General features: G+C 76.8%; 9 protein-coding genes. 5 read left to right on the top strand and 4 right to left on the bottom strand.

Features of this window, described 5'->3' with window-relative positions:
* The first annotated feature begins 88 nt into the window (after positions 1–88).
* Together ACI8AK_RS05610 and ACI8AK_RS05615 are read left to right on the top strand one after the other, a co-directional pair.
* Positions 89–1,768, top strand: a complete 1,680-nt coding sequence (locus ACI8AK_RS05610; protein ID WP_456955412.1) for a CehA/McbA family metallohydrolase — start codon at positions 89–91, stop codon at positions 1,766–1,768.
* The gene (locus ACI8AK_RS05615) at positions 1,761–2,360 is read left to right on the top strand and encodes a hypothetical protein (RefSeq protein WP_456955414.1); all 600 of its coding nucleotides are present in this window, start codon (positions 1,761–1,763) and stop codon (positions 2,358–2,360) included. The genes ACI8AK_RS05610 and ACI8AK_RS05615 overlap by 8 nt, the downstream gene beginning before the upstream one ends.
* Before the next feature lie 260 nt (positions 2,361–2,620).
* On the opposite strand, the gene ACI8AK_RS05620 is transcribed toward ACI8AK_RS05615, so the two are convergent.
* Complete coding sequence (locus ACI8AK_RS05620; RefSeq protein ID WP_387985108.1) at positions 2,621–3,559, bottom strand: alpha/beta hydrolase; 939 nt, start codon at positions 3,557–3,559, stop codon at positions 2,621–2,623.
* 65 nt (positions 3,560–3,624) lie between these two features.
* On the opposite strand from ACI8AK_RS05620, the gene ACI8AK_RS05625 reads away from it, so the two are divergent.
* Positions 3,625–4,422, top strand: a complete 798-nt coding sequence (locus ACI8AK_RS05625) for an alpha/beta fold hydrolase (protein WP_456955416.1) — start codon at positions 3,625–3,627, stop codon at positions 4,420–4,422.
* Positions 4,423–4,437: 15 nt separating this feature from the next.
* Here ACI8AK_RS05625 and ACI8AK_RS05630 read toward each other — a convergent pair whose 3' ends face one another.
* Positions 4,438–6,441, bottom strand: coding sequence for an alpha-amylase family protein (locus ACI8AK_RS05630; protein ID WP_456955418.1), 2,004 nt, complete (start codon positions 6,439–6,441; stop codon positions 4,438–4,440).
* 177 nt (positions 6,442–6,618) lie between these two features.
* On the opposite strand from ACI8AK_RS05630, the gene ACI8AK_RS05635 reads away from it, so the two are divergent.
* On the top strand, positions 6,619–7,461 hold the full coding sequence (locus tag ACI8AK_RS05635; protein WP_387985100.1) for a patatin-like phospholipase family protein: 843 nt from the start codon (positions 6,619–6,621) through the stop codon (positions 7,459–7,461).
* Positions 7,462–7,545: 84 nt separating this feature from the next.
* Here ACI8AK_RS05635 and ACI8AK_RS05640 read toward each other — a convergent pair whose 3' ends face one another.
* Positions 7,546–8,829 (bottom strand): PP2C family protein-serine/threonine phosphatase, encoded by a 1,284-nt coding sequence (locus ACI8AK_RS05640; RefSeq protein ID WP_456902005.1) that lies wholly within the window; start codon positions 8,827–8,829, stop codon positions 7,546–7,548.
* Between the two features lie 167 nt (positions 8,830–8,996).
* Here ACI8AK_RS05640 and ACI8AK_RS05645 point away from each other — a divergent pair, with 167 nt between their 5' ends.
* Positions 8,997–9,359, top strand: a complete 363-nt coding sequence (locus ACI8AK_RS05645) for a thioredoxin family protein (protein WP_387985094.1) — start codon at positions 8,997–8,999, stop codon at positions 9,357–9,359.
* A 38-nt stretch (positions 9,360–9,397) separates the two neighbouring features.
* Here the strand turns inward: ACI8AK_RS05645 and ACI8AK_RS05650 are convergent, their stop codons facing one another.
* Complete coding sequence (locus ACI8AK_RS05650) at positions 9,398–11,305, bottom strand: TIM barrel protein (RefSeq protein ID WP_456902006.1); 1,908 nt, start codon at positions 11,303–11,305, stop codon at positions 9,398–9,400.
* Positions 11,306–11,316 lie beyond the last annotated feature (11 nt).

The raw sequence follows: 11,316 nt of genomic DNA on the forward strand, positions 1-11,316 counted from the left end.
CCCGTCGGTCACCTCGGTCCTGAGGATGGGTCGGGGCCGGACCGCTTCCCGCGGCCGGCCCTCCTGTCGCCGCTCCCCGAGGAGAGACGTGTCCGGTCCGCACCACCACCACGACCACCACCACGGCCACGACCACGACCACGGGCACGACCACGGGCACGGGCCCGCCGCCTGGACGCCCTACGGCGACGTCTCGGTCCCCGACCGGGACCTCTCGCCCGGCGACCTCTCGCGCCGGCGGTTCCTGCAGGCGGCCGGGGTCCTCGGTCTGGCGGCCGGCGCGACGGTGGCCGGCGCGCCCCGGACCGCCCAGGCCGCCCCGCGCGGGGGCAGCGGCGGCGCCGCCTCCTACACCTGGCTCAACGGGGACCACCACGTCCACACGCAGTACAGCTCCGACGGCCTCTACACCGTCCGCCAGCAGGTGGAGCAGGCCCGGCGCAACGGCGTCGACTGGATGGTCGTCACCGACCACGGCTCGGCCACGCACGCGCGCCTGGGCGTCGACCTGGTCAACCCCGACATCCGCGCCGCCCGGACGGCCCACCGGGACGTGCTGGTGTTCCAGGGGCTGGAGTGGAACATCCCGGCCGCCGAGCACGGCACCGTCTTCGTCCTCCCCAGCAGCGAGGAGGTCGCCGTCCTGCGGGAGTTCGAGCAGCAGTTCGACGGCTCCCTCGGCAACACGACCGAGGACCGCGCGGTGGCCGGCATCCGGTGGCTCGGCCAGCAGATGACGAACCGCCGCACCCCCAACGCGCTCTTCCTCGCCAACCACCCCGCCCGCAACGGCATCGACTCGCCGCACGAGCTCCGCGCGTGGCGCGACGCCGACCCGCGGATCGCGATCGGCATGGAGGGCGCGCCCGGGCACCAGGCCGCCGGCATCCCGGCGCCGGAGGGCCCGGGCGAGGCGCGCGGCTACTACGGCAACAGCCCCCGGCCCGACAGCTTCCCCGGCTACCCCCTCGAGTCCTACCGGACCTTCGGCGGCTTCGACTGGATGACCGCCAAGGTCGGCGGCGTGTGGGACTCGCTGCTGGCGGAGGGCCGGCCCTGGTGGATCACCGCCAACTCCGACTCGCACTCGGTCTACCGCGACCAGCTCGTCCGTCCCGTGGGTGCGGACTCCAGCGAGTGGTTCACCGCCAACGGCCGCTACGGCGACCCGGTGGACGGCGGCGTCCCGCAGGTCGGCCGCGGTGACTTCTTCCCCGGCCACTACTCGCGGACGTGGGTGGGGGCGGCGAGCCGCGACTACGGCGCCGTCATGGACGGCCTGCGGGCCGGGCGCGCGTTCGTCGTCCACGGCGACCTCGTCGACGCCCTCGAGGTCAGCGTCCGGGGCGACGGCGGCGACGCACCGGCCACCCTGGGCGAGCAGCTGCGCGTCGGCCGCGGCGAGAACGTGCACGTGCAGGTCCGGATCACCCCGCGCCGCCGGCCCAACGCACACGGCGACGTGCCGGTCCTGCGCCGGGTCGACCTGATCAGCGGCCCGATCACCGGCCCGGTGGCCGACCGGGACACCCAGACGGCGCCGGAGACCGCCGTCGTCGAGTCCTTCGAGGTCCGCGGCAACGGGCAGGTCGTGGTCAACCACGTGTTCCGGCGGGTCGACCGCCCGTTCTACCTGCGGCTGCGCGGGACCGACGGCAACTTCTCGGCGCCCGGCAGCATCGAGCCGCGGCAGGACCCCGACGGCAACAGCGACCCCTGGACCGACCTGTGGTTCTACTCGAACCCGGTGTTCGTCACCGTTGGCTGAGTGCCGCTCCGGCGACTGCTGGCTCGCCGTCTGCGGCGACACGGGCACCTCGCCGGCCGCGCTGGCCGAGGTCGAGCACCGGCTGCTCGACCTCGGCCGGCGGGTCGGCGCCACCGAGGTGGCGACGCACGTCGTGCGGTCGGCCGGCGGCAACCACCACGCCGGCTCGCTGCGGGCTCCCCGCTCGGCGGAGCTCGCAGCCGCCGTCGCGGCGTGGGCCCGCCCCGGGGACGCGGTGGTGGTCTCCGGGGACGGGGACGCCCCGTCGGCCGGGGACCCCGGGCACCTCGAGCACGCGGTCGCAGTCGGCCGCGCGCACCGGGAGCGGGCCTCCGGCCGGCTGGTCCGCTTCCCCGGCCAGGAGGACCTCCCCGGCCGGCTGCCACTGGCCGAGCTGACCACCCGGTCGTCGGTGCAGGCGGTCGACCTCGTCGGCGTCGCCGACGACCCGGGCCTGGTCCTGCGGACGCGCGGGCACGTGCGCCCGGAGTACCGCGACGGCGTCCTCGTGCTGCCGGTGGCCGCGTCGGGCGACGGCGAGGTCGTCCCGTTCGAGTCCCCGAGACAGCGGGACTGCTGCAGCGACCACTGAGGGACGGGAGCCCGAGGCGGGCCCGCGGTCGCCGGCCGAGTGCGGCGGCGTCCTCGGGAGACCGGACCGGCGGCACGTCCCGCGGTCGTGGCCAGGTCTGCCACCCGGAGGGGCCCGCGGGGCCCGTGGACCGACAGGGGCCATGGGCTCTGCCCACCGTGCGCGGTGACGGGAGCAGCCGCCAGGGCGTGCGGCAGGTGGTGGCAGGGCCGGGGGTGCGGGGAGCGGGCCCGGGCACCCCGCGACGGCGGGCGCCACGGTCAGCGGCTGAACACCGCCGCCTGCTCCGCGCACAGCTCCGCCAGGGCCTGCGGCGCCGACCGGCACAGCCGCGGGAAGGCGAGGAACCCGTGCGGCATGCCGACGTACTCCGTCAGCCGGACGGGCACGCCCGCGTCCCGCAGCACCGCGGCGTAGCGCACGCCGTCGTCGCGGATGGGGTCGTGCTCGGCCACCTGGACCAGCGCCGGCGGGAGGCCCGCGTGGTCGGTGGCGAACAGCGGCGAGGCGTGCGGGTGGTGCGGGTCGCCGTCGCCGAGGTAGTGGTCGCGGAAGGCGCGGCAGTCGGCGCGGGTGAGGATCGGCGCGTGGGCGTTCTCGTCGATCGACGGGCTGCTCATCGTCAGGTCGACCGACGGGTAGACCAGCCCCTGGTGGGCGATCCGCGGGCCGGAGCGCTCCCGGGCCATCAGGCAGACGACGGCGGCCAGGTTGCCGCCCGCGCTGTCGCCCATCACCGCGACCCGCTCGGGGTCGGCGCCGAACTCGGCGGCCCGCTCCACGACGTCGGTCAGGGCGGCGTAGCAGTCCTCGGCCGCGGCCGGCCAGCGGTGCCCGGGCGCGAGCCGGTACTCGACCGAGACGACGACGGCGCCGACGGTGGCGGACACGCTGCTGCACAGCCAGTCCGCGGAGTCGAGGTTGCCCAGCGTCCAGCCGCCGCCGTGGAAGTTCACGACCAGCGGCAGGGGGCCGGTGGCCCACTCCGGCCGGTACGTGCGCACGGGCACCTTGCCGGCCTCGCCCCGTGCGGTCCCGTCGGTGAGCCGCACGCCCGGTGCCACGCCGCCGAGCAGCAGGTCGGTCACCGGGTTGTGCGGGACGCGCCGCTGCTGCGCCCTGCGCAGCCGCTCGCCGTCCATCCGCGTGATCGACGTCCGCGCGAGCAGCCGGCCCAGCAGCCGAACCCTCAGGTCCATCCGTGCCACGTGTCCTCCTCCGTGTGGTGCCGATGAGTGGTGCGCCGTCCGCCGGTCTCCCCGGCATGACGTACGAGACGGTCGCCTCGGCGGACGGCACCCGCATCGCCTACGAGGTCTGCGGGTCCGGGCCGCCGCTGGTCACCGTGTGCGGCGCGACGTGCGACCGCGCGCTGATGCGCCCCACGGCCCGGGCGCTCGGCGAGCGGTTCACGACGATCGACTACGACCGGCGGGGCCGCGGCGACAGCGGCGACACCCTGCCGTACGCCGTCGAGCGGGAGGTCGAGGACCTCACCGCGCTGGTCGACGCGGTGGGCGGGCACGCGTCCCTCTACGGGCACTCCTCCGGCGCCGCCCTGGTGCTGCGCGCCGTCGGGGCGGGGCTGCCGGTGGACCGGTTCGTCCTCCACGACCCGCCCTTCGCCCCCGACGACCCCGCGTTCCGGGGCGAGAGCCGCACCTTCGCGGCCGGGATCCTGGACCTGCTGGCCGCCGGGGAGCGGGACGAGGCGGTGGACCGGTGGTGCCGCGGCACCGGGATGCCCGGCGAGGTGGTCGACGCGATGCGGGCGACGCCGCGGTGGGCGGAGCTGCTGGCCCTCGCCCCGACCCTCGCGTACGACCTGGCGGTGCTCGACTCGGTGCGGACCGGCGGCGCGGTGCCCGAGGACGTCGCCCGCCGCGCGGCGCGGCCCGGGCTCGTGCTGGTCGGCGGCGACAGCCCTCCGTTCATGCAGGAGGTGGCCCGGCGGCTGGCGGACCTCCTCCCGGCGGGCGCGCTGCGGGTGCTTCCCGCCTCCGGCCACGTCGTCGCTCCCGAGGTCCTGGCGCCGCTGGTCGCGGACTTCCTCCGCGGGTGAGGTGGTCCGCACCGGTCAGGGCTCGGCGAACCAGGCGGAGCCGAGGCCGGGGACCAGCAGCAGGCCGTCGCGGACGGGCAGGGGCCCGTCGCTGCCGTGCACCTGCGCGAACGTGCCGAACCCGGTGACGGTGTCGGCGTCGATCCGCTGCGGGTGCGGCGAGAAGTTGGCCACCCCGACGAACGTGCCGCCGCGCGGGTGCCGCCGCCGCCAGACCAGCACCGCGTCGTTGCCGACGTCGACCACCGTCGACTCCACCCCGCCGCGCAGCGCCAGCAGCGACCGGCGCACCTCCCCGAGCCGGCGGATCCCGGCCCACACCCGGCCCTCCAGCGTGGTCGGGTCGCCGCGGCGGGCCGCGGCCGCCCAGTCCATCGGCGGGCGGTGCATCCAGCGGTTGTCCGGCGCCCGCTCGGGCTCGGCGAGGTAGGAGCTGTCGTTGCGCAGCGCCAGCTCGTCGCCCATGTAGAGCAGCGGGACCCCGCCGAAGGCGTAGGCGACCGAGTACAGGAGCAGCAGCCGGCGCACCCCGGCGTCGAGGGCGACCGGGTCGTCGCGGTCGAGGGCGTCCTCGATGCCGCACAGCGACGCCGCCGACCCGGAGATCCGCGCGTCGCCGGTGACCGGGTTCTCCTGGAACAGCGCGCCGCGGGCGAAGGAGCCGGGGAAGCGGCCGGCGTAGAAGTCGTTGAGGAACCGGCGGTGGGCGAACCCGTCGAGGCCCACGGCGGCGGCGTCCTCGTCGGTGACCGCCCAGCCGATGTCGTCGTGGCCGCGCACGTAGGTGCACCAGGTGGTCGTGGGCGGGATCGGCCGCATCCGGCGCAGCGCCTGCCGGGCCAGCCGGACGTCCTGGGTGGCCAGGCTGCTCCACAGCAGCACCATGAGCGAGTTGTGGTAGGCCAGCTCGCACTCGGGCCGGTAGCGGTCGTGGCCGCCGAGGTAGGCCACCAGGTCGTCGGGGGAGACGATCGCCTCCGCCTTGAACACCACGCCGGGAGCGGCCAGCCGGGTCAGCGCGTGCAGCAGCTGCAGGAGGGTGTGCCCCTCGGGCTGGTTCTGGCAGCTGGTGCCCAGCCGCTTCCACATGAACGGGACGGCGTCCATCCGGAAGACGTCGACGCCGCGGTTGGCCAGCCAGGCGATCTCACCGGCCATCGCCAGCGTCACCTCGGGGTTGGTGTAGTCGAGGTCCCACTGGTACGGCCAGAACGTCGTCCACACCCAGCCGCCGGCGCCGCCGAGCGCCTCGGGCACCCAGCTGAACGAGCCGGGGGCCCGGTCGGGGAAGACCTCCGGGATCGTCGCGTCGTAGGCGTCGGGCATCTCCCGGTCGGGGAAGGCGGTGTAGAAGCCGGCGTACGCGGGGTCGCCGGCCAGCCAGCCCTGCGCCCAGGGGTGCTCGCGGGCGGTGTGGTTGAGCACGAGGTCGATGCACAGCGCCATCTCCCGCTCGTGCAGCGCGGCCGCGACCGCCTCGAGGTCGGCCATGGTGCCCAGCCGCGGGTCGACCGCGCGGTAGTCGGCCACCGCGTAGCCACCGTCGTTCTCGCCCTCGCGCGGGCGCAGCAGCGGCATCAGGTGCAGGTAGGTGGTGCCCAGCTCGGCGAGGTGGCCGAGCCGGCCGGGCAGCTCGGCGAGGGTGCCGCAGAACCGGTCGACGTAGCAGACGTAGCCCTGCACCCGGGCCCGCTGGAACCACGCCGGGTCGATCTCCCGCCGCCGGTCGATCCGCCGCAGCGGCTCCGGGCGCTCGGCCGCCGCGGCCAGCGCGGCGCGCAGCCCGCGGGCGAACAGGTCGTCGGCGGCGTCCCTGTACAGGACGGCCAGCGGCTCGTGGACGTCGTGCAGCGCCAGGTCGGCCCGGGCCAGGAAGGCGTCCGCCTCCGCCTCGCCCAGGACGGCGACCGCCTCGTCGGCGAGCCGCGGCCGCAGCGCCGCCCACGCCCGCCGGGCCCCGGCCCGCAGCTGTTCGGCTCCCGGCTGCTCGGCTCCTGGCTGCCCGGCCCCCGCGCTCATGGACCCTGCGTAGCGTGTCCGGGCCGCACGTGCACCCGGGCGACCCGGGTGGAGGGTGGGGGCGGGTCGACCGTGCGCCGCCGGCGACGCCAGACTGGCGCCCGTGATCTCCTCCCTCCCCCCGCTCCGTGACTGCCCGACGGACGGCCGCCGGCGCCGGCGTCCCGGAGTCCTGAGGTGAGCCGCGCACTGGTCCTCGGCGGCGGTGGCATCGCCGGGATCGCCTGGGAGATCGGGCTGCTGTCCGGGCTGGCCGAGGCCGGGGTCGACGTCCGGGACGCCGACCTGGTGGTGGGCACCTCGGCCGGCTCGATCGTCGGCACGCTGCTGCGCACCGGTCACGACCTCGAGCAGCTTCACGCCGCGCAGCTCGGCCCGGTGCCGGCGACCGAGCGGGCGGTGCAGTTCGACGGGGCGGCCTTCTTCGCCTCGTTCGCCGCCGCGCTGGCCGGTGCGACCGGCGAGCAGGACGCGCGCGCCCGGATCGGCGCACTCGCGCTGCGCGCGCAGACCGTGCCCGAGTCCGAGCGGCGCGCGGTCATCGGCGCGCGGATCGGCGCACCGGAGTGGCCCGCGCAGCGGCTCGTGGTGACCGCCGTCGACACCGCGGACGGGGAGTTCCTCGCCGTCGACCGCGACACCGGGTTCCCGCTGCTCGACGCCGTCGCCGCGTCCTGCGCGGTTCCGGGCGTCTACCCGCCGATCACGATCGGGGAGCGGCGGTTCATGGACGGCGGGATGCGCTCGGCGACCAACGCCGACCTCGCGGCCGGCTGCGACACGGTGCTCGTGGTCGCGCCGATGGCGGGGATCGCGGGCAGCCCGCTGGGCCCGTCGCTGGACGACGAGCTGGCGACGCTGCGGCGGGAGGGGAAGGCGCACCTGGTGCTCGCCGACGAGGCCGCGGTGCGCGCCTTCGGCACCAACCCGCTCGACCCCGCCACCCGTGAGCCCTGCGCCCGCGCCGGCCGCGCCCAGGCCGCGCGCGTCGCCGACGAGGTCCGCGCCTTCTGGGGCTGACGTCCGGCGTCGGGTGGTCACCTGCCGGGGTCACCGCAGGCCGGTGACCCCGGCAGGTGACCACCCGGTGGGCGGTGAGCGGCCTCAGCCGGGCAGGACGCGGACGGCGAGCACGGCGACGTCGTCGTCGGTGCGGCCGGGCAGGGCGCGGGTGAGCAGCCGGTCGCACAGGGCGTCCGCGGCCAGCCCGGACAGCCCGGACAGCGCCTCGGCGGCGGCCGCGAGACCCTCGTCGATGCCCTGCCGGCCGACCTCGACCAGCCCGTCGGTGACCAGCACCAGCGTCTCGCCGGGTGCGATCGCCGCCTCGTGGTCGCGGCGCAGGCCGGGCTCGTCGGTGCCGAGCAGCCGCTCGGGCGGGGTCTCGAGCAGCCGCACCGCGTCGTCGGCACCGAGCACCAGCGGCGGCAGGTGACCGGCCGACGACCAGCGCAGCAGCCGGCCGGAACCACCGGGCGCGGGCGCCAGGTGGGCGACCAGCGCGGTGGCCAGCGTGCCGACGTGCAGGCCGGCCAGCACCCGGTCGACGCGGTCGAGGGTCCGCGCCGGCCCGTCGGGGGAGTCGTAGGCGAGCGTGCGCACCGCGCTGCGCAGCTGCGCCATCGCCGCGGCGGCCTCGACGCCGTGCCCGGCGACGTCGCCGATGACCAGCACCGTGGTCCCGTCGGGACGGGGGAACGCGTCGTACCAGTCACCGCCGACCAGGTGCTGCGACACCGCGGGCCGGTAGCGGACGGCGACCTCGAGACCGGGCGGCTGCGGCGGCGGGGTGAGCAGGCTGTGCTGCAGCGTCTCGGCCGCCCGCAGCTGGCGGCCGTAGAGCCGGGCGTTGTCCAGCGCCAGCGCCCCGCGGCGGGCGACCTCGACGGCGAGCGCGACGTCGGCGGGCCCGGCCGGCGGCCGGTCGCCGCACCGGACGAGGGACAGGACGCCGAAGCCCGAGCCGCGCGCCTGCAGCGGGACGAACAGGCTCGACCGGGGGTCCAGCCGCTCCCACGCCGCGCGCACCGGACCCTGGGGCAGGGACTCCGGGCCGAGGTCCGCCTCGATGCGCTCCAGCTGCACGGGCTCGCCGGACGCGAGCGCCGAGGCGAGCGCGGCCTGGTCGCGCGGGGCGGTGACCCGCCCGGCGAGGTAGGTGTCGACGTCGTCGAGGCGCCGGGGGTCCCGGTGCGCGCGGGCGGAGCTGCCGGGGGCGCCGTCCCCGGCGAGCAGGGTGACGGTGGCCCAGTCGGCGAGGACCGGCACGACGAGGCGGGCGAGCTGGTCGGCCGTGGTGCCGGTGTCCAGGCTCTGCGTCAGGGACTCGGTGACCTCGGCGAGGTAGCGGTAGCGCTCGACGTCCCCGGTCCCGTCGTCGCTGCTCACCCCGGCTCCGTCCCGGCTCCCCGTCCGCAGGCGCCGGGTACGGAGCGTACGGCAGCGGTCACCAGCCGAGCCCGCGCCGGCGCCGCACCCGAGACGCCGGCGAGGAGTGCCGCGGCTGTGCGCCGGGGGGGCCGGGGGCCACACTGGGGGAGGAGACGGGAGGGGACATGACGACGGCGACCATCGGCGCGGCCGACTTCCCGGCGGCGGTCTCCGCGCCGGGCATCGTGCTGGTCGACTTCCGGACGTCGCGGTCGGGCAGCAGCCGCGCGTTCACCGCGGTGTTCGACCAGGCCGCGGCGCGGCACCCGGACCTGCGCTTCACCGCCGTCGACACCGAGGCCGAGGCCGCGCTGGCGGCCGAGCTGGGCGTGCGGTCGGCGCCGACGCTGCGGGTCTACCGCGACGGCGTGCTGGTCTTCGCCGAGCCGGGGTGGATCCCCGCGGACTCCCTCGACCTGCTGGTCGAGACGATCCGCGCGCTCGACATGCCCGCCGTCCGGGCGCTGTACCCGGAGCCGATCGACTGAGCGCGGACGCCGCCGCCCGCGAGCGGTGGCGGCGGAGGTCAGGCCCGGCGACCGACGGGGCAGGGCGTGCCCGCCGCCGGGGCGGCGGCGACGGGGGACCGCCCGCCCGCCCTGCGCCGGTGCCCTGCCATGCGTGCGGGAGCGTCCGGGGCGCCGTAGCCGTCGTAGCGTCCCAGTCGCTGGACCACCAGGAAGAAGACCCGGTCGCCGACCAGCTCGGTGGCCACGTGCAGGTAGCCGCCGTCCCCGTCCTCGTCGTACATCAGGCCGTGCTCGCGGACGACCGCCAGCAGGTCCGGGTCCGGGTCGAGCCGGGTCTCCAGGTCGTCGGCGTAGTTGACCGGTGGGGGCAGCAACGGGGCACCGGCCGCGCGCAGCGCCCGGACCGTGGCGACGACGTCGTCGGTGGCGAACGCGACGTACTGCGGTTCCGGGACCTCGGACGCCCACTCACCGCGGCGCAGGACCGGCACGGTGAGCGCCAGCCGCACGGCCCGGTCCGGGCCGGCGATCCCGCGGGTGCGCAGGAGGCCCGACGGGCCGGGGACGTCGGCCTCGCCGTGCGCCTCCAGCCCCAGGACCGCGCGGTGGAACAGGGTGGTCCTCTCGACGTCGTCGGGCGTCACGGTGAGGCCGACGTGGTCGATGCGGGTCAACCCGCTGCCGGCCCCCGGCCGCTCACCCGTCGGGACGAAGCCCTCCGACGCGGGAGGCGTGCACCGGATCTCCGTGCCGTCGGGTGCGGCCACCGCCCAGGACCCGGTCCCGGCGGCGCCGGAGCCGCGCTCCGCCACCGGGGCGCCCATCGCCCGCGCCCGCTGGGCCGACCGGACGGGATCGGTGCTCGCGACCCCGAGGGAGGTGAGGGCGACGGCGCCCCGCCGGGACGGCTGGCTCCGCCGGGAGTCGACGAGCAACCGGGCCCCGCCCTGCTCCCACACGGCGACGGGCTCGGTCCGGGAACGGGCGGTGCGGGTGAAACCGAGCGAGGTGAGGACCTCCGAGAGCCGGGACGCGGAGGTCCCGTCGGCGGTCAGCCCGGCGAACGACCAGCCGGTCAGGTCCGGTGCCGGAGGGGGCAGGAGCGCGCCACTGCCCGGGTGGTCGCGCGCCACCACCTCCTCCAGCCACCGCAGCGAGCGCATGGCGTCGGCCGCCGTGCAGGTGGGTGCGGACGAGCGGTGGACGTCGTTGAAGGTCTCGAGTGACAGCGGCCCGGTGTAGCCGGCGGCGAGGACGGCCCCGAGGAACCCCGGCAGGTCGAAGGCCCCCTGCCCCGGGAAGAGCCGGTGGTGGCGGCTCCACTGCAGCACGTCCATCCGCAGGTCGGGCGCGTCGGCCAGCTGCACGGAGAAGATCTTGTCGCCGGGGACCGCGGTGATGCCGGCGACGTCCCCGTCCCGCGCGAAGACGTGGAAGCTGTCCAGGCACAGTCCCAGCGCGGGGTGACCGGCCCGGCGGACCACCTCCCAGCTGCGCTCCCACGTGGAGACGTGGGTGCCCCACGCCAGGGCCTCGTAGGCGACCCGGAGCCCACGCCGCTGCGCCCGGTCGGCCGCCTCGGCCAGCTGGGCGGCCAGCCGGTCGAGGTCCTGCACCGCGTCGGCCGCGACGGACGAGACGACCAGGAGCGTCTCGGTGCCGAGGGCGGCCACCACGTCGAGGGTGCGCTCGACGCGGCGCAGGTTGCGCGCGAAGCGGTCCGGATCGGTGGAGTCCAGGTCGCGGAACGGCTGGAGGAGGTCGATCGACAGGCCGAGGTCCGCACAGCGGCCGGCCACCTCCGCCGGTGTCCACGCCGCGGACACCAGGTCCGGCTCGCACAGCTCCACGCCGTCGAAGCCCGCCGACGCGGCCGCGTCGAGCTTGTCCTCGAGCAGTCCGGACAGACAGACCGTCGCGATCGACCGGCGGCGCCGGGTGATCGACTGCACTGGAGCGGTCACTCAGGACCGCG

Source organism: Geodermatophilus sp. SYSU D00867 (assembly GCF_054050315.1).

Excerpts from the sequence above, each read along its gene's own strand:
- ACI8AK_RS05620 (WP_387985108.1), bottom strand. The coding sequence starts at position 3,559 with ATGGACCTGAGGGTTCGGCTGCTGGGCCGGCTGCTCGCGCGGACGTCG.
- ACI8AK_RS05625 (WP_456955416.1), top strand. The coding sequence starts at position 3,625 with ATGACGTACGAGACGGTCGCCTCGGCGGACGGCACCCGCATCGCCTAC.
- ACI8AK_RS05630 (WP_456955418.1), bottom strand. The coding sequence starts at position 6,441 with ATGAGCGCGGGGGCCGGGCAGCCAGGAGCCGAGCAGCCGGGAGCCGAA.
- ACI8AK_RS05645 (WP_387985094.1), top strand. The coding sequence starts at position 8,997 with ATGACGACGGCGACCATCGGCGCGGCCGACTTCCCGGCGGCGGTCTCC.